At 45.0% G+C, this 19455-nt stretch carries 19 protein-coding genes; 17 read left to right on the top strand and 2 right to left on the bottom strand.

Annotated elements, in window-relative coordinates:
- Window positions 1–282: 282 nt before the first annotated feature.
- Complete coding sequence (locus E5983_RS04160) at window positions 283–1251, bottom strand: NAD(P)/FAD-dependent oxidoreductase (RefSeq protein ID WP_160332655.1); 969 nt, start codon at window positions 1249–1251, stop codon at window positions 283–285.
- A gap of 176 nt (window positions 1252–1427) precedes the next feature.
- Here E5983_RS04160 and E5983_RS04165 point away from each other — a divergent pair, with 176 nt between their 5' ends.
- The 7 genes from E5983_RS04165 to E5983_RS04195 all read left to right on the top strand — a co-directional run bounded on the left by E5983_RS04165 (window position 1428) and on the right by E5983_RS04195 (window position 9486).
- Complete coding sequence (locus E5983_RS04165; RefSeq protein WP_160332672.1) at window positions 1428–2171, top strand: DeoR/GlpR family DNA-binding transcription regulator; 744 nt, start codon at window positions 1428–1430, stop codon at window positions 2169–2171.
- Window positions 2168–3079 carry a 1-phosphofructokinase gene (gene pfkB / locus E5983_RS04170; RefSeq protein WP_160332656.1) on the top strand — a complete coding sequence of 304 codons (912 nt, stop codon included), beginning with the start codon at window positions 2168–2170 and terminating at the stop codon, window positions 3077–3079. Before E5983_RS04165 ends, pfkB begins: the two co-directional genes overlap by 4 nt.
- On the top strand, window positions 3076–5016 hold the full coding sequence (locus E5983_RS04175) for a PTS fructose transporter subunit IIABC (RefSeq protein ID WP_160332657.1): 1941 nt from the start codon (window positions 3076–3078) through the stop codon (window positions 5014–5016). The genes pfkB and E5983_RS04175 overlap by 4 nt, the downstream gene beginning before the upstream one ends.
- 152 nt (window positions 5017–5168) lie before the next feature.
- Complete coding sequence (locus E5983_RS04180) at window positions 5169–5543, top strand: DUF1149 family protein (protein ID WP_160332658.1); 375 nt, start codon at window positions 5169–5171, stop codon at window positions 5541–5543.
- A 5-nt stretch (window positions 5544–5548) separates the two neighbouring features.
- Window positions 5549–6394 carry a DegV family protein gene (locus E5983_RS04185; protein WP_160332673.1) on the top strand — a complete coding sequence of 282 codons (846 nt, stop codon included), beginning with the start codon at window positions 5549–5551 and terminating at the stop codon, window positions 6392–6394.
- Between the two features lie 13 nt (window positions 6395–6407).
- Window positions 6408–7616 carry a CCA tRNA nucleotidyltransferase gene (locus E5983_RS04190; RefSeq protein ID WP_160332659.1) on the top strand — a complete coding sequence of 403 codons (1209 nt, stop codon included), beginning with the start codon at window positions 6408–6410 and terminating at the stop codon, window positions 7614–7616.
- Complete coding sequence (locus E5983_RS04195) at window positions 7609–9486, top strand: ABC-F family ATP-binding cassette domain-containing protein (protein WP_160332660.1); 1878 nt, start codon at window positions 7609–7611, stop codon at window positions 9484–9486. The genes E5983_RS04190 and E5983_RS04195 overlap by 8 nt, the downstream gene beginning before the upstream one ends.
- Window positions 9487–9849: 363 nt before the next feature.
- Here E5983_RS04195 and E5983_RS04200 read toward each other — a convergent pair whose 3' ends face one another.
- Entirely contained in the window at window positions 9850–10137 is a 288-nt protein-coding gene (locus E5983_RS04200) for a transposase (protein WP_160332661.1), read from the bottom strand.
- Between the two features lie 189 nt (window positions 10138–10326).
- Between E5983_RS04200 and E5983_RS04205 the strand changes: the two genes are divergently transcribed.
- From E5983_RS04205 to E5983_RS04250, 10 genes are all read left to right on the top strand, one after another.
- Window positions 10327–10590 carry an MDR/zinc-dependent alcohol dehydrogenase-like family protein gene (locus E5983_RS04205; RefSeq protein WP_160332662.1) on the top strand — a complete coding sequence of 88 codons (264 nt, stop codon included), beginning with the start codon at window positions 10327–10329 and terminating at the stop codon, window positions 10588–10590.
- A 56-nt stretch (window positions 10591–10646) separates the two neighbouring features.
- Window positions 10647–11162, top strand: a complete 516-nt coding sequence (locus E5983_RS04210) for a DUF308 domain-containing protein (protein ID WP_160332663.1) — start codon at window positions 10647–10649, stop codon at window positions 11160–11162.
- Window positions 11163–11308: 146 nt separating this feature from the next.
- Entirely contained in the window at window positions 11309–12268 is a 960-nt protein-coding gene (locus E5983_RS04215) for an ROK family glucokinase (RefSeq protein WP_160332664.1), read from the top strand.
- A 67-nt stretch (window positions 12269–12335) separates the two neighbouring features.
- Window positions 12336–13175 carry a thymidylate synthase gene (locus E5983_RS04220; RefSeq protein ID WP_160332665.1) on the top strand — a complete coding sequence of 280 codons (840 nt, stop codon included), beginning with the start codon at window positions 12336–12338 and terminating at the stop codon, window positions 13173–13175.
- Window positions 13172–14314: an A/G-specific adenine glycosylase gene (mutY, locus tag E5983_RS04225; protein ID WP_160332666.1), complete on the top strand. Its 1143-nt coding sequence runs from the start codon at window positions 13172–13174 to the stop codon at window positions 14312–14314. Before E5983_RS04220 ends, mutY begins: the two co-directional genes overlap by 4 nt.
- A 120-nt stretch (window positions 14315–14434) precedes the next feature.
- A complete protein-coding gene (murB, locus tag E5983_RS04230; RefSeq protein ID WP_160332667.1) occupies window positions 14435–15340 on the top strand; it encodes a UDP-N-acetylmuramate dehydrogenase in 906 nt (301 codons plus the stop codon).
- Complete coding sequence (locus E5983_RS04235) at window positions 15337–16494, top strand: ABC transporter ATP-binding protein (protein ID WP_160332668.1); 1158 nt, start codon at window positions 15337–15339, stop codon at window positions 16492–16494. Before murB ends, E5983_RS04235 begins: the two co-directional genes overlap by 4 nt.
- Entirely contained in the window at window positions 16475–17281 is an 807-nt protein-coding gene (locus tag E5983_RS04240) for an ABC transporter permease (RefSeq protein WP_160332669.1), read from the top strand. The genes E5983_RS04235 and E5983_RS04240 overlap by 20 nt, the downstream gene beginning before the upstream one ends.
- Window positions 17278–18048, top strand: coding sequence for an ABC transporter permease (locus E5983_RS04245; RefSeq protein ID WP_160332670.1), 771 nt, complete (start codon window positions 17278–17280; stop codon window positions 18046–18048). The genes E5983_RS04240 and E5983_RS04245 overlap by 4 nt, the downstream gene beginning before the upstream one ends.
- Entirely contained in the window at window positions 18048–19118 is a 1071-nt protein-coding gene (locus E5983_RS04250) for an ABC transporter substrate-binding protein (protein WP_160332671.1), read from the top strand. Before E5983_RS04245 ends, E5983_RS04250 begins: the two co-directional genes overlap by 1 nt.
- The last annotated feature ends 337 nt before the right edge of the window (window positions 19119–19455 follow it).

Here is a 19455-nt window from a genome sequence, read left to right on the forward strand (position 1 = left end):
TAAGCGAGGACACGTTTTCTAAAATCAATTCCGTATGCCATAAGACAAGTATATCATATACGGTTTATAAGCTAAACGACTATATAATCCATATAAAGCAATTCCTATTCTGATGTTTTTTTGTTCACTTATCAGTTTAACAGGAATTGCTTTTTTTGTGCTCTGAATGACAAAAAAAGCTGTATGGAATTTGAACTTTCCACACAACTTATTATAGAACCATAAAAAACGACCTCGGATGATGTAATCTTAGGTCGTTTTTTGTCTGGGCTAGGGCTTGTATTAGATACTTGTAGAGTGTTTGGGTTGAATTTTTTGTTTTGGGTCGATGAAGTGGACGGCGTTGTTGACGGCAGTAGGAGCTTCACCGAAGCCGGTGGCAATCATGGCTGCCTTTCCGGGATAGGTGCAGCAATCACCGATGGCATAGATCCCTGGTAGATTGGTTTCGAGCTTGCTATTGACCAAGATTTTCTGGCGTTCCAAGTCGAGCCCCCAGGTTTTTAAATTGCCAATGGAGGATTTGAAACCATAGTTGACGAAAATATGGTCCACTTCAAGCTGTTCTACTTCTTTTGTTTTAGTGTGGGTAATTTCGAGGTGGCTAACGGTTTTGTCTTGCCCGATAAGACTACATGGGATATAAGGGGTTTGGATCCTAACCGTAGAAGCCTTGAGGTCAGAGACCGAGTGTTCCAAGGCCCGGAAGTTGTCCCGGCGATGAATTAAGGTTGTGTTAGCAATTTTTTCAAAAGCCAGTGCCCAGTCGACTGCGGAATCGCCACCACCGAGGATAGCGATTTTTTGATCTCGGAATTGTTCCATGTTTTGAACATGGTAATGGATATTGTCGTATTGATCGGCACCGTCAAGTTCGAGTGGACGAGCCTTGAAGGCTCCTCCACCCATTGCAATAATGACTGTTTTTGACAGGTGGTCTCCTTTGGAGGTCACCAAGCGATAGTGGCCATCGAGCTGTTCCATCTCAAGTAGGGTCTCGTCTAAACAAATCCTTGTTTCAAAGGTATGTAGTTGTTCTAGCAGGTTATCGGTCAAGCCTTGACCCGTAATGGAGGGAAAGCCCGGGAGGTCGAGAATCGTTTTTTCTGGGTAGAGGATGGCAGGTTGCCCGCCTAGTTGTTCCAAGGAATCAATTAGTTTCACCTTGGCTTCTCGAAGGTTGGCGTAGAAGGCGGCAAAGAGGCCAACTGGGCCGCCGCCAATAATGGTAATGTCATAAATCTCAGACATGAGATCTCCTTTTATTTTTTAATTTTCTATGGATTCTACCTTCATTTTATCAAAAATCAAAAAAAATAGACAAATTGGCTTCCTCAAGGTGAAAGATTTTGAATGAAATTGATTGACATTGAAAAAAATTGGGGGTATAATAGTTTTTGTAATCGATTTCATAAGGAGGGACTGTTATCCTAAAAGAAGAACGGCATCATCGGATTCGAGAAGAATTGCGGGGACAGGGGTTTGTCAGTCTGGAGTATTTGCAAGAACTCTTGCAAACATCCGAATCAACCATTCGGCGAGATTTAGCAGAACTGGAGCGCCAGGGCTTGTTAAAACGTGTCCATGGTGGAGCAGAGCATCTTCGCTTTCTATCCCAGGAAGAAAATATGCAAGAAAAAGCCATCAAACATGTGGCTGAAAAGCAGGCTATTGCCAACTGTGCCCTGCAGCAGATCCAGGATGGGGAGACCATTTTTGTTGATGCGGGGACAACGACGGCCTTCTTGCTGGAAGGTTTGGCCCAAAAGGCGGTGCGAGTTGTAACCAATTCGATTCACCATGCGGCGCGTTTAGTTGACTTGCATGTTCCAACCCTGATGATTGGTGGGCAGATTAAGGAAACAACGGATGCCTGTATCGGAGCGGCAGCCTTGGAACAGGTACAGGCTTTGAATTTTGATCGGGCTTTTATGGGGATGAATGGCTTGGACCAGAACTGGTACTATACCCCTGATCCAGAGGAAGCAGCCCTGAAGAAGGCAGTATTTCAGAATGCTTCAAAGGTCTATGTTTTGGCAGATCCGTCCAAGTATTATCAGACTGCTTTTGTCAAGGTGGCTCGAGTTGATGCTGCGACCTTGGTGATAGCACCGTCCCAATCTTCCTTGATGAAACGATTAGAAGAGAAAACAGAGGTACTTACAGCATGATTTATACAGTAACGCTTAATCCCTCCATTGACTTTATTGTCCGTCTGGACCAGTTAGAGCTGGGACAGGTGAATCGGATGAAGTCGGACGATAAGTTTGCAGGGGGGAAGGGCATTAATGTCAGTCGGATCCTGCAGCGCTTAGGGAAAAGCAATCAGGCAACGGGCTTCCTTGGTGGTTTTACCGGACGGTTTATTACGGATGTCTTGGATCAGGAAGGAATCCCCCATCAGTTTGTCCAAGTTGCAGGGGATACCCGTATTAATGTCAAGGTTAAAGCTGACCAGGAAACCGAAATCAATGGAACTGGTCCGGAAATTTTGCCGACAGCTTTGGCGGAACTTAAGAGTTTTCTGACAGGTATTGGAGCTGAGGATGTGGTTGTCTTTGCAGGCTCTAGTCCAGCCAATCTCGGAAATGAAATTTACCGCGATTTGATTGGTCTTGCCCGAGAGACCGGTGCAGCAGTGGTCTGCGATTTTGAAGGACAGACCTTACTGGATTCCTTGCAGCATCAGCCACTTTTGGTTAAACCCAATAATCACGAATTGGGAGCTATTTATGGTCGGGAGCTGAGTGACTTGGCTGAGATTCAGGAGTATGCAGGAAAATTAATCCAGGCGGGAGCCCAGCATGTTATTATTTCCATGGCTGGAGATGGAGCCTTGTTGGTAACGGCTGAGGAGGCCTACTTTGCCAAACCGATTAAAGGAGAGGTCAAGAATTCCGTCGGAGCAGGAGATTCCATGGTCGCTGGTTTTACAGGGGCCTATGCAGAAACACAGGACGCTCTGGAGGCTTTTAAATGGGGGGTGGCCTGTGGGACAGCAACAACCTTCTCAGATGATTTAGCAACTGCAGACTACATTCAAGAAATGTACCAACAGGTGGAGGTAGAAAAACGATGAACATTCAAGATTTATTGAAGCAAGATGTGATGCTGCTGGACTTGCAAGCTCAAAGCAAGGAAGCAGTGGTAGATGAGATGGTTGAGTCCTTAGTGGCTCATGGCTATGTAACAGACTTCCAAATCTTCAAAGATGGCATTATGGCACGTGAAGCGCAGACCTCAACAGGCTTGGGCGATGGGATTGCCATGCCCCACAGTAAAAATGTGGCGGTCAAAGAAGCAGTCGTCCTCTTTGCGAAATCCGCAAGTGGTTTGGATTATGAAAGTTTGGACGGCCAGCCAACCGACCTCTTATTTATGATTGCAGCACCAGAGGGTGCAAATGATACTCATTTGGCAGCCCTTGCTGATTTGTCAAAATATCTCTTGCAAGACGGCTTTGCAGCCCAGTTGCGTCAGGCAAGTAGCCCTGAGCAAGTATTAGCTCTGTTTAACCAGCAAGAGGAGGCTGCTGCAGCACCGGCAGCTGAGGTGGATCAAGATGCGGACTTCTTGGTTGCAGTAACTGCTTGTACAACAGGGATTGCCCATACTTATATGGCCCAAGAAGCTCTACAAAAACAAGCTGCTGAAATGGGTATTGGGATCAAGGTTGAGACCAATGGAGCTAGTGGCGTCGGTAACCCTCTATCAGATGCAGACATTGCGCGTGCCAAGGGTGTCATTATTGCTGCCGATAAGGCGGTTGAAATGGCTCGCTTTGCAGGCAAGCCACTGGTTAATCGACCTGTAGCGGACGGAATCCGGAAAACAGAAGAGTTGATCAAACTAGCCTTGGATCCAGTGACACCAGTTTATGAAGCAAGCCAGGATGCAGCTAAAGCTGCTGAGTCTGCAGGTGGCTCTGGTCTCTACAGACATTTGATGAGTGGTGTGAGTCAGATGTTACCATTTGTGATCGGTGGTGGGATTCTGATTGCCCTGGCCTTCCTCTTTGACCAAATGTTAGGTGTTCCTCAAGATCAATTGGCCAACCTGGGATCTTACCATCAAATTTCGGCCCTCTTTAAGGCGATTGGTGGAGCAGCCTTTGGCTTCATGCTTCCAGTTTTGGCCGGTTATATTGCCTATTCGATTGCGGAAAAACCTGGCTTGGCAGCCGGATTTGTGGCGGGTGCCTTGGCTTCATCAGGGGCGGCCTGGGGTCACGTTCCCTTCGCAGCTGGTGGTGAAGCGAGTCTAGCCCTCAGCGGTGTATCTTCTGGTTTCCTGGGTGCCCTAGTTGGTGGTTTCTTGGCTGGTTATGTGGTGAATTTCCTCAAAAAAGCCTTGGCCAACTTGCCACGTTCCTTGGAAGGAATCAAATCAATCTTGCTCTTCCCTCTCTTGGGAATTGGCTTGACTGGTTTCCTCATGCTCTTTGTCAACATCCCAATGGCGGCTATCAATACTGGTTTGAATAACTTCTTGGAAGGTTTATCTGGTAGCTCAGCTGTCCTTGTTGGTTTGGTTGTTGGGGGTATGATGGCTATTGATATGGGAGGACCTTTCAATAAGGCGGCCTATATCTTTGGTACTGGAACCTTGGCAGCCAGTGTCGCAACTGGTGGCTCTGTTGTTATGGCAGCCGTTATGGCCGGTGGTATGGTTCCTCCTTTGGCGATTTTTGTGGCAACCCTACTCTTTAAAAACAAATTTACTGAAGAAGAACGGAATTCTGGTTTGACCAATATTATCATGGGTCTCTCCTTTATTACCGAAGGTGCGATTCCATTTGCAGCAGCTGATCCAGCGCGGGCGATTCCAAGCTTTGTAGCCGGATCTGCCCTAGCTGGTGGTTTGGTTGGCTTGGCTAGCATCAAATTGATGGCCCCTCATGGCGGAGTCTTTGTTGTAGCCCTTACTTCAAATCCCCTGCTATACCTTGTCTTCATTTTAATTGGAGCGGTGGTCTCTGGTGTCCTTTACGGTTACTTCAAAAAAACAAGTAAATAATGAAAATATACAGGCTTTTTCGGAATGAAAGAGCCTGTTTTTCAGAAAAAATGAAACATAAGATTGAAAAGTGTCTAGATTTTTGAGATAATAAAGACAAATAGTGGTCCAAGTGCTATAATGGAACTAGTATTTTATGAGGAGAAGAGTCCATGGAATTAGTTCGTGATAAAATTTTTGTTAGTCAATACCACTACGATGCTCGGAACTTTGAATGGGAGAAGGAAAATGGTGCTCCAGAGACAAAGATTGACGTCAATTTTCAACTGATTAGTCGCGATGAGGCTGCTCAGAAAACCTCGATGGTTGTGATTGTGAGCTTTATGGTTGTTTTTGATACCTTTGTCATTAGCGGGGTGATTTCCCAAACCAACCATGTGCAGGATCGCTTTATCAACGAACCTAATGAATTGGAGCAGGCCGAGGTTCAACAATTGGCGGAACCAAGTCTGGGTATGCTTAACCGCCTCACCTATGAAGTAACAGAAATTGCCCTGGATATGCCGGGCATTAATTTGGAGTTTTAACAATGATTAAAGTTGCAGTGATTACCGATGCGTCTGCTTATTTAAGTGATGGTGTAGACGCAAAGAATTTGTTTGTTCTAGATATTCCCGTCTTGATTGACGGTGAAAGCTATCTAGAAGGCAAAAATCTGACTGCGGAAGAATTTTATGAAAAAATGGCAGCTTCAAAGGAGTTGCCTAAAACTAGCCAGCCGAGTCTAGCAGAGCTTGAGCTGCTTTTACAAAAACTAGAGTCGGAGGAGTACACACATGTGATTGGTCTCTTTCTTTCAAGTGGAATTTCTGGTTTCTACCAGAATATTCAGTTTTTGAAAGAGGAATTTCCAAATCTTGAATTGGCCTTCCCAGATACGAAAATTACCAGTGCCCCACTTGGCTTTATGGTTCAAACAGCCTTGGAAGCTGCGGAGGCGGGCGATGATTTTTCAGTTATTCTTGAGAAGATTCAGCATCAAGTTGAGGGTGTTCAGGCCTATATTTTAGTCGATGACCTCAATCATTTGGTCAAGGGGGGGCGGCTCTCCAATGGGGCAGCCCTTTTAGGGAGTCTCCTCAGTATCAAACCAATCCTCTATTTCACCGACGAAGGGAAAATTGAGGTCTATGACAAGGTTCGAACTGAGAAAAAAGCCATGAAACGTCTCTGTGATCTGATTAGTGAACAGGTTCAGGGTGGCGATTATTATGTAGCAGTCATTCATGCTAACTGCGAAGAAAAAGCCCTCCAATTGCGAACCCTACTGCAGGAAGCTGGTGTGACGGGTGAGCTGCCTTTAGTGACCTTCGGTAGTGTGATTGGAACCCATCTAGGAGCAGGTAGTGTCGCTGTTGGTTTCCTACCTCGAGTGTAAATGGACGAAATCTATGAAATTAACAAGTTTGCCTTCTGAATTTCAGAAGGCTTTGCCTATATTAAGAAAAATTCAAGAGGCTGGTTATCAGGCCTATTTTGTTGGTGGATGCGTACGGGATGTACTTTTGAATCATACCATCCATGACGTGGATATTGCTTCTTCCGCTTATCCCCAGGAAATCAAAGAGCTATTTGAGCGTACGGTGGATGTTGGGATTGAGCATGGGACTGTTCTGGTGCTGGAGGGCGGACAGGAATATGAAATTACGACCTTTCGGACTGAGGAGGCTTATGTCGACTACCGCAGACCCAGTCAAGTTCATTTTGTCCGGTCGCTAGACGAGGATCTTAAGCGGCGAGATTTTACCATCAATGCCCTGGCCTTGGATTCTGAGGGGAACCTGGTCGATCTGTTCCAGGGGCTGGAAGATCTCCAGACTGGTGTCATTCGAGCGGTCGGATTGGCTTCTGAGCGTTTCCAAGAAGATGCCTTACGCATTATGCGGGGCTTCCGTTTTCAGGCCTCCTTGGATTTTGAGCTTGAGACCGAGACCTTTGCGGCCATGACAGTCTGTGCTCCCTTGCTTGAAAAAATCGCGATTGAACGGATTTTTATTGAATTTGAAAAACTCTTGTTGACGGGTGCCTGGACCCGAGGTTTGGCCTCGCTTCTTCAAGCCAAAGCCTATCTTTATTTACCTGGTTTTGACTCCGAAGCTCAAGCCCTCTTTTCTTTTTTAGAAAAAATGAGGGATGATTTCTGTTTCACCAGTTCGGCTCAGGCTTGGGCGGGCTTGCTGTACCACTTTACAAATAAGCAAGCCGCTCCGATTTTAAAGGCTTGGAAGACTTCGCGGGAGTTTCAAAAACAGGTATTGCAACTATTGGAAATTCTCAGTAAGCGGGAAGCAGGACGGCTATCTGCCTGGGATTGCTACCTCTATCAAGAGGAGCTCCTGTATCAGGCGGAGGATTTGCGGGCAGCCCTGGGCTTGACCACCGATCATAGCTATTTGGAAACGAGCCTGGCTGTCCTGCCGATCCGTGACAAACATGAGATTCTTGTAACTGGTCGGACGCTGATGCAGGAAGAAGGGATTCAGCCCGGTCCGCGAATGGGCCAAGTCTTAAAAGAGGTCGAGCTGGCCATTGTCACGGGAGAATTATTGAATGAGAAAGCGGCCATTTTGGCCTTTGTAAAGGAGCGACTGAATGACTGATTTTATTGTTGAGGGGCTTACCAAATCGGTGGCAGATAAAGTTTTGTTTCGAGACCTGTCCTTCATCATCCACCCCCAAGATCGGATTGGCTTGATTGGCTTGAATGGCACTGGAAAATCCAGTCTCTTGGATGTCCTGGCGGGTGTTGCGGGATTTGATGGCGATCTTAGCCCCTTTCAAACCAAGACGGATTATGAAATCGCCTATTTGACCCAAGAGCCCCAGTTTCAAGCAGGAGCGAGTATTTTAGAAACAGTCCTGGCTAGTCGTCCTAAGGAAATGGCCCTCCTCAAAGATTATCAGGAGCTGATGGCGACCTATGATGAATCCAAGCAAGCCCGCTTGGATCAATTGATGGCCCAAATGGAAGCTCAGGATATTTGGGGCTTGGAAAGCCAGGCCAAGACAATGTTATCAAAATTGGGCTTAGAGGATTCCCAGGTTCGTATTGATGACTTGTCTGGAGGGCAGCGACGCCGGGTTCAATTGGCCCAGGTTTTGTTACGGAAAGCGGATCTCTTGCTCTTGGATGAGCCAACCAACCATTTAGATATTGAAATGGTCGATTGGCTGGCTAATTACCTGACCAATCATCAAAGCACCGTTTGTTTTATTACCCACGATCGTTATTTTCTGGATCAAGTCGCTACTCGCATTTTTGAATTGGATCAAGGGAGATTAGCAGAATACCAAGGAAATTACCAGGACTATGTGGCGCAAAAGGCTGATGAAGAGGAACGGGCGGCCAGTGCGCAACACAAGCGTCAGCAGCTGTATAAGCAGGAGCTGTCTTGGATGCGTCGCCAACCCCAGGCCAGGGCGACCAAGCAAGAAGCGCGGATTAAGCGGTTTGAGAGTTTGAAAAAGGACATGGCGGCTTATCAAACCAAAGATCAATTAGAAATCCAGTTTGAGACCAGCCGGATTGGGAAAAAGGTTCTGGAATTTAAGGATCTTAGCTTTGGTTATGGTTCTAAAACCCTGATCAATCAATTTAACCTTCTGATTCAGAATCGAGATCGAATCGGGATTGTTGGCGATAACGGGGTCGGTAAGTCTAGTCTGTTGAACTTGATTGCTGGTCAATTGCAGCCAACAGCTGGTGAGCTAATCCGGGGCGAGACTGTGAAAATCGCTTATTTCTCTCAGTCGGCGGAGGATTTGGATGAGTCCAAGCGGATGATTGAATATCTGAGCCAAGTGGCCACCGAAAGCAAAACTGCCAACGGTAGTGTCAGTATTTCGGAATTGTTGGAGCAATTTCTGTTTCCGAGGTCTAGCCATGGAACCGTGATTGCGAAGTTGTCAGGAGGAGAAAAGAAACGGCTCTATTTGTTAAAACTCTTGATTCAGCAACCCAATGTTTTGCTCTTGGATGAGCCGACCAATGATTTAGATATCGCAACCCTAACGATTCTGGAAGCTTTTCTGCAACAATTTGCTGGTCCTATTTTAACGGTTAGCCATGACCGGTATTTCCTGGATAAGGTCAGTAATAAGCTACTAGCCTTTGAAGACGGGCAAATTCGGGAATATTTTGGAAACTATACAGACTATCTGGATGAGAAAAAGTTTACCCAGGAACAGCTGCAAAAGAAGGAAGCACAACCTAAGACCATTAAACCAAGGGAGGTCTCCTCTGTGAAGCGGATGTCTTATCAGGAGCAGCAGGAATGGAAGGGGATTGAAGCTAAGATTGAAACCTTGGAGTCTACTATCTCAGGGGTTGAGCAGCAGATGCAAGATAATGCGAGTGATTATGGAGCTCTAGCCCCCCTCCAGCAGGAATTGGATCAGTTAAACGAAGACTTATTATACCAGTATGAACGGTATGAATACCTAGCATCTTTTGAAACAGCGAGTAAATAGGGTTCTTTTACTCTTGTGTGGAATTCCTGAAACTGATAATCATAGATTTTGATAATGTTTAGTTTTTAATAACTGTAATGAAGTAGTCTGACCTCTGGCTTCTTTCGAATTTTTATGAGATGCTTGACCTGTGGTGGGGGACGGCAGCGACCTCTAACGAGTTCCATGCCTTAGTCGGAAACCGAAGTTTTCCGACTCCCCCCGATTCCAAGCCTGCTGGCTTGGAATCTTTACACCACTGGGTCTTGCATCTCTTTAGCTTCTAGAAGCCAGGGTCACATTAACAGCTCCACTGTGAAAATCTAAAACACTGATAGCTAGTTCAAACCTTCTGTCCCTTCCCTCCTTAGAGAGGAGGGCTCTTTAGATAGAGTGGACAGCGGCAGTTTGCATCCAGTAAGTTCTGGCAAAGAGATGTTCATGTTTCCGATAGCCAAAAGCAGAGCGTTTCAGAAGCTTAATTTTATTGTTAATCCCCTCGACGAGACCATTATGATAAAGTACGGATAAGGCCAAGCCTATACTCTCTTCCTTCGCTAATACTCGAGGGAGAGTCCTCGGTGCCAGATTGTTTACATACTTCGCTAATTCTAATGACGCTCCATACACAATTTGATAGCCTGTTTTACAGATTGAAGCAATCTTTCTCATACTGGTCGTATCTTTTAACCCCACCAAAATTTTGAGATGGAGTTAAAGTCATTTAGTTTTTAAATAGTATATTATTACATCAGTTAAATCGCCTGTCTTTCTAAGCAATTCTGTCACCGCTATGTTCTGGACACTGTTGGCGGACCAGTCCTCTCCCAGGTTTTACCGAAAGTCGCTTACGGGGGAGCTGTGACGACCTGTGGAAATGCCGGTGGCCTTAAACTGGAAACCACAGTCCTTCCCTTTATTCTGCGTGGTATCCGCTTGATTGGTATTGACTCTGTTGCGATTGATTTTGAAAAACGGACAAAAATCTGGTCGCTCCTGGCTCAAGAATGGAGGCTGGGAGGTGAGGAGTTTGTTCAAGTGATTGGATTGGAAGAGATTACAGAAACAGCTCAGAAGCTCAAAGCAGGTCAGCATTTAGGGCGGACGATTGTTGCGATTTCTTGACAAGAACCTAGGAAATTTATATAGTAGAAAGAGCATTAGTGAAAGGAGCCAGTTTTGTGAATCAGGGCAGTAAATGGGGAGTTTTGGGAGCAGCTTTTGTTTCCATCGCCCTCGGGATTTTTCTATTTTGGAATCCAAGAACAGACCTTTTGGCGATTTCCTGGCTCCTAGCTCTTGTTCTCATTTCGAATGGGATCAGTGGTCTCTTTTTCTATAAGGGACTCCCCAGTCAGGCCCAATCAATTTGGCTGCCCATGATTGTTGGGGTGGAGTGCTTATTGGGCTCTTACCTGTTTGTTGGTACTTTTCTGGGCTTTCCCTTATTGGTTCCAATCCTCCTGGGGAGCTGGATTGGACTACTTGCTATCATTCGCCTAGTTGAATCAGCAGGGATGTGTAAGGAAGTGCCGATTCTATCCAATTACCTGTTTTGGTCCAGTCTGTTGGGCTTGGTTTTAGGCTTTTTCTTAATCAACCATGCCATGGTCGGTGGTGGTGTGACGGCTCGTCTAGTTGCCTCCACCTTTGTCTATAGCGGCCTGGTCCAGTTGATGAAAGTTTTGAATAATTAGGTAGAAACTGGGATTTCCCAGTTTTTTTCTAGCCTCTATTGTAAAAAGAAAGGGTTAGCTTTTAAAGCAATGCAAACGTTTCCTCTTTTCAGAAAGGATGAATTCTGATATACTGAAACCATGATAAAAATAGAAGGAGTTTGAAGATGGAGAAGAAAATTATTGGTATTGACCTTGGTGGCACATCCATTAAATTTGCAATTTTAACCCAAGCGGGTGAGATTCAGGAAAAATGGTCCATTAAGACCAATATTTTGGATGAGGGAAGCCACATTGTTCCAGAAATGATTGCTTCTATTCAACATCATTTGGACTTATTGAACTTGACTGCCGAGAACTTCCTCGGAATTGGAATGGGTTCACCAGGTGTGGTTGACCGCCAAGCGGGTACGGTTGTAGGAGCCTACAATCTCAACTGGAAAACCCCACAGCTTGTCAAAGAGCAAATGGAAGTAGCCCTGGGAATTCCTTTCTATATTGATAACGACGCCAATGTTGCTGCACTTGGAGAGCGTTGGGTTGGGGCTGGTGGCAACGCTCCAGATGTTGTCTTCATGACTCTTGGAACCGGTGTTGGTGGTGGTGTTATCGCTGATGGGAACTTGATTCACGGAATTGCGGGAGCTGGTGGTGAGTTGGGGCATATCGTTGTCGATTTTGACCAACCAATCATGTGTACTTGTGGTAAGCCTGGCTGCTTGGAAACTGTGGCTTCGGCAACTGGTATTGTCAACCTAACTCGTCGTTATGCCGATGAGTATGCAGGTGATGCCCGTTTGAAACAGTTGATCGATGATGGTGATGATGTAACAGCTAAGGTTGTTTTTGACCTTGCCAAAGAAGGCGATGAGCTAGCCTTGATTGTTTACCGCAACTTCTCACGCTATCTAGGGATTGCTTGTGCCAACATTGCAAGCATCTTAAACCCATCAACAATTGTCATTGGTGGTGGTGTCTCAGCAGCTGGAGAGTTTCTTTTGAACGGAGTTGAAGAGGTTTTCAAAGCCAATGCCTTCCCTCAAGTAGCAAGTTCAACAAAACTTTCCTTGGCTCAATTGGGCAATGATGCAGGAGTTATTGGAGCAGCATCCTTGGTTCTTCAATAATCAGTATGATAGTATAAGAGAGAGGCTGGGACAATCCAGCCTCTTCTACATTAAAAAAGGACAGCCTATGACACGCGCAGACGATATTTTCAAAAGTAATATACGAAAAATTTTAGAGGAAGGGGTTATGAGCGAACAAGCTAGACCCCAATACAAGGATGGTCGGACCGCCCACTCAAAATACATTACCGGATCTTTTACGGAATATGATCTATCCAAGGGCGAATTTCCGATTACCAGCCTTCGGCCAATTCCCATAAAATCGGCCATTAAAGAGATTTTTTGGATCTACCAAGACCAATCCAATGACTTAGATTTGCTTAATGACAAGTATGGAGTGGGCTACTGGAATGATTGGGAAGTAGACAAAACAGGAACAATTGGTCAACGCTATGGAGCTGTTGTTCACAAACACAAGATTATCGACCGCGTTCTCGAGCAGCTTGCTGAAAATCCGTGGAATCGCCGCAATGTGATTTCTCTTTGGGACTATCAGGCTTTTGACCAGACAGGAGGCTTACTTCCTTGTGCCTTTCAAACCATGTTTGATGTTCGCCGGGTCGGTGATGATCTCTATTTGGATGCAACTCTTACCCAACGTTCCAATGATATGTTGGTGGCCCACCACATTAATGCCATGCAGTATGTGGCCCTGCAGATGATGATTGCCAAGCACTTTGGTTGGAAACCAGGTAAATTTTTCTATTTCGTAAACAATCTTCATATTTATGATAATCAGTTTGAGCAAGCCCTGGAATTGTTGAATCGAACAGCATCTGAACAGACTCCACAGTTGGTCTTAAATGTACCAGATGGAACGAATTTTTACGATATCCGGGCTGAAGATTTCGAATTGGTCGATTATGATCCTGTTCGCCCGCAATTGAAATTTGACCTAGCAATATGATGGATTTAAAGATATATGGTATCGATATGTGGCCTGACCAGAAAATCCAGGCCTTCCGGTCGGCTCTGCTCGAATGGTATGATCGTGAAAAACGCGACCTCCCCTGGCGGGAAAATACGGATCCCTATCGGATTTGGGTTTCCGAAATTATGCTGCAACAAACCCGGGTTGACACAGTTATCCCTTATTTCCAGCGCTTTTTGGAGACCTTCCCAACCATTCCTGATTTAGCGGCGGCCGAGGAAGAGACCTTGTTAAAAACTTGGGAAGGCCTGGGTTATTATTCGCGGGTCCGCAATATGCAGGTGGCGGCTCAGACGATGGTGGAAAAGTATGAGGGGAAGTTTCCTGAAACAATGGAAGAGATCCGAAGTTTAAAAGGGATTGGACCTTATACAGCAGGGGCAATAGCCAGTATTGCCTTCAATTTGCCTGAACCAGCCGTGGATGGGAATGTAATGCGAGTTTTGGCACGTCTATTCGAAGTTGATCTAGACATTGGGAACCCAACCAATCGGAAGGTTTTTCAGGCTATGATGGAAGTTCTAATTGATCCGCAAAGACCTGGGGACTTCAACCAGGCCTTGATGGATCTAGGGTCTGATATTGAGGCACCTGTTAATCCTAGACCTCATGAGAGTCCCGTAAAAGACTTTTCAGCAGCCTATTTACATGGCACTATGGATCGCTATCCCATCAAAGCTCCTAAGAAGAAGCCAGTGCCGATTTTTCTCAAAGCCTTTATTCTGCAGAACCAGGTTGGGGACTTTCTACTGGAGAAAAATGACCACAGCAATCTCTTAGCGGGCTTTTGGCACTTCCCCTTGCTAGAAGTAGAGGAAGAAAAGGAATTAACCTTTTTTGAAGCTCCTCTGGAAGTAGCCGAAGAGAGCGATGTACGGTCACGTTTCCAGGCTGACTATCCCTTTGAAATTGACTGGCAGGAGCAAAACTTCCCAGAAGTAAAACATATTTTCAGCCATCGCAAATGGCATATTACGCTTGAAGTGGGACAGGTTAAGGGGACGCCTGACCTAGCTGAGGGGAGTCTCTGGTTGTCAGCCCAGGATTTTGAAAGCTATCCCTTTGCCAGACCCCAGCAGAAAATCTGGGAAGTCTTTCAAGGACAGCAAGAATGATTTTTTAGACACCTTTGCGTTAAAGAAGGTGTCTTTTTCTTGTGTGCTCTCTTATGAATCCGGTCAATTTTAGAGGAAAAGATGGTATAATGAGAATTGATAAAAATAAAGGATGAGACGATGATAAGTAGAGAGAAAATCCAAGCTGAGCTTGAAGGGATTGACATTCGTTTTGACTATCCCTTGAAGGAGTTTACCTATACTAAAGTTGGGGGGCCGGTTGACTATTTGGTCTTCCCAAGGAATAAGTATGAATTGTTGCGGATTGTGAAATTGGCCAATCGTGAAGAGATTCCCTGGATGGTTTTGGGGAATTCGAGCAATATCATTATTCGTGATGGTGGGGTCCGTGGTTTTGTCATCATGTTTAACTATTTGAATCATATCTCTGTTGATGGCTATATGATCGAAGCAGAAGCCGGGGCCAACTTGATCCAGACCACTCATATTGCCTTGCATCATAGTTTGTCCGGTTTTGAATTTGCCTGTGGGATACCGGGTAGCGTTGGTGGAGCTGTTTTCATGAATGCGGGAGCCTATGGTGGTGAAATTGGTCATGTTTTAGAGTCTTGTACGATTTTAACCAAAGAGGGCGAAATTAAGACATTAGACAATCGCAATATGCGTTTTGGCTATCGCCATTCGGCTATTCAGGAGACCGGCGATATTATTATCTCGGCTAAATTCTCCTTGAAACCGGGTGACTATCAACTGATTGAGCAGGAGATGAAGCGGCTGACGCATTTGCGGGAATTGAAGCAACCCTTGGAATATCCAAGTTGTGGTTCTGTCTTTAAACGTCCACCGGGGCATTTTGCAGGTCAATTGATTTCGGAAGCGGATTTAAAGGGTTATCGTATTGGTGGTGTTGAAGTGTCGACCAAACATGCTGGTTTTATGGTGAATCGGTATGATGGGACAGCGGCTGATTATGAGCAGCTGATTCAAGATGTTATTCAACGAGTAGAAGAACATGCAGGTGTGCGTTTAGAGCCTGAAGTTAGAATTTTTGGAGATTACGAGTGAAACAACCAATTATTGAATTCCGGCATGTATCCAAAATTTATGAAGATACAGGAACCCAGGTCTTAAAAGACATCAATTTTGAGTTGGAGGAAGGGAAGTTCTATACCCTGTTAGGGGCTTCTGGTTCCGGGAAATCAACCATTCTGAATATGATTGCTGGACTTTTGGATCCTTCGTCTGGAGATATCTTTTTGGATGGCCAACGTCTGAATGATGTGCCCATCAACCAGCGGGATGTGCATACAGTTTTTCAATCCTATGCACTCTTTCCCCACATGAATGTCTTTGACAATGTAGCTTTTCCGCTCAAGGTTCGTAAGGTTGATAAAAAAGAAATTGCGGAGCGCGTGAGCCAGGTCTTGAAGATGGTTCAGCTGTCTGGTTATGAAAAACGGTCCATTCAAAAACTCTCTGGGGGCCAGCGTCAGAGGGTGGCGATTGCGCGTGCGATTATTAACCAGCCTCGGGTTGTGTTGCTGGATGAACCCCTATCTGCTCTAGACTTGAAATTGCGGACAGACATGCAGTATGAATTGCGGGAATTGCAACAGGGCTTGGGGATTACCTTTGTTTTTGTAACCCATGACCAGGAAGAAGCCTTGGCTATGAGTGATTGGATCTTTGTCATGAATGAGGGAGAGATTATTCAATCAGGGACGCCTGTCGATATTTATGACGAGCCGATCAACCATTTTGTAGCCAGCTTCATCGGAGAGTCCAATATTCTACCTGGAACCATGATTGAAGATTATTTGGTTGAGTTTAATGGTCGCCGCTTTGAAGCCGTTGACGGAGGGATGCGTCCCCGGGAAGCGGTAGAAGTGGTCATTCGTCCGGAAGATTTGCGGATCACGCTACCGGAAGAGGGGAAATTACAGGTTACCGTCGATACGCAACTGTTTCGAGGGGTTCATTATGAAATTATTGCCTATGATGACCTGGGCAATGAGTGGATGATTCATTCAACACGTAAAGCCATTGTGGGGGAAGTGATTGGTTTAGATTTTGAACCAGAAGATATTCATATCATGCGCTTGAATGAGACCGAAGAAGAATTTGATGCACGTATTGAAGAATATGTCGATCTAGAGGAGGCAGAAGCTGGGTTGATTCAAGCCATCGAGGAGGAACGCGATGAAGACAAGGATAGCTAATTTCTTTTCCATCCCCTACCTCTTGTGGATTTTTCTCTTTGTACTAGCCCCGTTGGTCTTGATTGTTTTCCAATCTTTTTTTACCAATGATGGTTCCTTCTCTTTGGATAATTTCCGGACCTTTTTCCAAGCGGACAATGCCACTTACTTGCGGATGGGTTTTAATTCAATCCTATATGCAGGTTTGATTACGGCTTTAACACTAGCCATCAGTTACCCTATGGCCTATTTTCTGACTCAACTCAAGCACAAGGAACTCTGGCTCTTACTGATTATTCTCCCAACCTGGATCAACCTCCTGTTAAAAGCCTATGCTTTTTTAGGCATTCTGAGTCAGGAGGGAGCTGTTAATCAGTTCCTCAGCTTTATGGGGATTGGATCCCAGCAGTTGCTGTTTACAGATTTTTCCTTCCTGCTAGTTAGTTCCTACATTGAATTGCCCTTTATGATTTTGCCGATTTTTAATGCTCTGGATGAGCTAGATAAATCGGTGATCAACGCCTCTTACGACCTTGGCGGTAGTCACTGGCAAACCTTCTGGTGGGTGATTTTCCCCATGTCTATGAAAGGTGTACGTTCAGGGGTACAGGCAGTCTTTATCCCGAGTCTCAGCCTCTTCATGCTGACACGTTTGATCGGGGGCAACCGGGTGATTACCTTGGGAACAGCGATTGAGCAGCATTTCCTTATTACGGAAAACTGGGGTATGGGATCAACCATTGGCGTTGTGCTGATCGTGGCCATGCTCTTAACCATGTGGTTAACAAGAGAGAGGAGAGAAGCATGAAAAAACTAGCAAATCTCTATCTTTTTCTGGTCTTTGCGCTCTTGTATCTGCCTATTTTCTATTTGATCGCCTATGCCTTTAATGCTGGCGGTGATATGAATGCTTTTACCGGCTTCACTTGGGAGCATTTCCAAACCCTCTTTTCTGATCAACGGTTGATTCTGATTTTGACGCAAACCTTCTTCTTAGCCTTTTTATCGGCTAGTATTGCGACCTTGATTGGAACTTTTGGGGCCATTCTCTTGTACAAGGCTAAGAAGCCGGTGCAGGCTAGTTTGTTAGGATTTAACAATATCCTAATGGTGGCGCCCGATGTTATGACGGGGGCTAGCTTCTTGATTCTCTTTACGCTGATTGGTTTTCAATTAGGTTTTGTATCTGTTTTGCTGAGTCATATCGCCTTTTCTATTCCGATTGTTGTGTTGATGGTCTTGCCGCGTTTGCAAGAGATGAACCAAGATATGATCAATGCAGCTTATGATTTAGGAGCTTCTGAAGGTCAGGTATTGCGAGAAATTCTTTTTCCTTACCTAACACCAGCCATCATTGCGGGTTATTTCATGGCCTTTACCTACTCCTTGGATGATTTTGCAGTGACCTTTTTTGTGACGGGGAACGGCTTTACGACCCTGGCGGTTGAAATCTATTCCCGTGCGAGACGCGGCGTTTCCTTGGAGATTAACGCCCTATCCACTTTGGTCTTCCTCTTCAGTATTTTGCTGGTTATTGGTTTCTATTTTATTTCGAGACAAAAGGAGGAAGAGTAATGAAGCGACTCATAAGCTTTGTAGCGGGAATTGGTTTAATTCTTCTAACCCTAGGAGTCATTATCTGGCAGCTGCAACCCAAGGAGAGCCAGGCGCAAAAAAGGCCTTTGGTGATCTACAATTGGGGAGATTATATTGATCCGGCATTGATCAAACGGTTTACAGAGGAGACTGGAATTCGGATCCAATACGAAACCTTTGATTCCAATGAGGCCATGTATACCAAGGTTAAGCAGGGGGGGACCACCTACGACCTGGTGATTCCGAGTGAGTACATGATTCAAAAGATGATTCAAGAAGGCTTGGCGGAGAAGTTGGATCACAGTAAAATTACTGGTCTCGAGCACATTGATCCGTCTCTGCTGGATCAGAGTTTTGATCCCCAAAACGCCTATTCCATTCCCTATTTCTGGGGGACCCTGGGGATTGTCTATAACGATCAGTTGATTGACCAAGTTCCTCAGCATTGGGCGGACCTGTGGAATCCGGCTTATAAGAATCAAATTATGTTGATTGATGGTGCTCGAGAAGTCATGGGTCTGAGTCTCAACTCACTTGGCTACTCTATTAATAGTCAAAAACAAAAAGAGTTAGATCAAGCTACAGACCATCTCTATAAGCTGACCCCAAATATCAAAGCGATTGTAGCCGATGAAATGAAAACTTATATGATCCAAAATAATGCTGGAATTGGAGTCACCTTCTCTGGTGAAGCCAGACAGATGTTGGATGAGAATGAACATTTGCATTATGTAGTGCCGCCAGAAGGTTCGAACTTATGGTTTGACAATATTGTGATTCCACACACAGTTAAGAACCGGGAAGCAGCCTATGCCTTTATTAATTTTATGCTGCAACCAGATGTAGCGTTACAGAATGCGGAATACATCGGTTATTCCACTCCTAATCTAACGGCCCAGGCAGAACTACCAGATGAGATGCGTTTAGACCAGGCTTTCTATCCAACCGAAGAAGCCAAACAAAATCTGGAGGTCTATCAAAACCTTGGCCCTAAATGGCTGGGAATCTATAATGATCTATTCCTACAATTTAAAATGTATCCAAAATAATAGACTTCCTGCGGAACTAATGTATTAAATCCCATTTCTCAGTAAGAGAGATCGCACAACCACACTGAAACATTTTGTAACTCAGTCTTTTTCAAGTGATGACTCCGATAAATCTTAGGTTCTGTCACTGTTTTGCAGGAAGTCTAATAAGCAAAAAGAAAGGTTCTATAATAAGTTGTGTGGAAAGCTTGCTCTCCATGCAACTTTTTTTGTAATTCAGAGTGCAAAAAAAAGCAATTCCTAGTAAACTGATAAGTGAAAAAAAAACATCAGAATAGGAATTGCTTCATATGGACTATGTTACTCAAAAATTACTCGGAATTCAAGACCTAAACAT

Origin of the sequence: Streptococcus danieliae, from assembly GCF_009767945.1 — a bacterium.
GTDB classification, from domain to species: Bacteria; Bacillota; Bacilli; order Lactobacillales; family Streptococcaceae; genus Streptococcus; species Streptococcus danieliae.

Excerpts from the sequence above, each read along its gene's own strand:
- E5983_RS04160 (WP_160332655.1), bottom strand. The coding sequence starts at position 1,251 with ATGTCTGAGATTTATGACATTACCATTATTGGCGGCGGCCCAGTTGGC.
- pfkB (WP_160332656.1), top strand. The coding sequence starts at position 2,168 with ATGATTTATACAGTAACGCTTAATCCCTCCATTGACTTTATTGTCCGT.
- E5983_RS04175 (WP_160332657.1), top strand. The coding sequence starts at position 3,076 with ATGAACATTCAAGATTTATTGAAGCAAGATGTGATGCTGCTGGACTTG.
- E5983_RS04180 (WP_160332658.1), top strand. The coding sequence starts at position 5,169 with ATGGAATTAGTTCGTGATAAAATTTTTGTTAGTCAATACCACTACGAT.
- E5983_RS04190 (WP_160332659.1), top strand. The coding sequence starts at position 6,408 with ATGAAATTAACAAGTTTGCCTTCTGAATTTCAGAAGGCTTTGCCTATA.
- E5983_RS04195 (WP_160332660.1), top strand. The coding sequence starts at position 7,609 with ATGACTGATTTTATTGTTGAGGGGCTTACCAAATCGGTGGCAGATAAA.
- E5983_RS04200 (WP_160332661.1), bottom strand. The coding sequence starts at position 10,137 with ATGAGAAAGATTGCTTCAATCTGTAAAACAGGCTATCAAATTGTGTAT.
- E5983_RS04215 (WP_160332664.1), top strand. The coding sequence starts at position 11,309 with ATGGAGAAGAAAATTATTGGTATTGACCTTGGTGGCACATCCATTAAA.
- E5983_RS04220 (WP_160332665.1), top strand. The coding sequence starts at position 12,336 with ATGACACGCGCAGACGATATTTTCAAAAGTAATATACGAAAAATTTTA.
- mutY (WP_160332666.1), top strand. The coding sequence starts at position 13,172 with ATGATGGATTTAAAGATATATGGTATCGATATGTGGCCTGACCAGAAA.
- murB (WP_160332667.1), top strand. The coding sequence starts at position 14,435 with ATGATAAGTAGAGAGAAAATCCAAGCTGAGCTTGAAGGGATTGACATT.
- E5983_RS04240 (WP_160332669.1), top strand. The coding sequence starts at position 16,475 with ATGAAGACAAGGATAGCTAATTTCTTTTCCATCCCCTACCTCTTGTGG.
- E5983_RS04245 (WP_160332670.1), top strand. The coding sequence starts at position 17,278 with ATGAAAAAACTAGCAAATCTCTATCTTTTTCTGGTCTTTGCGCTCTTG.
- E5983_RS04250 (WP_160332671.1), top strand. The coding sequence starts at position 18,048 with ATGAAGCGACTCATAAGCTTTGTAGCGGGAATTGGTTTAATTCTTCTA.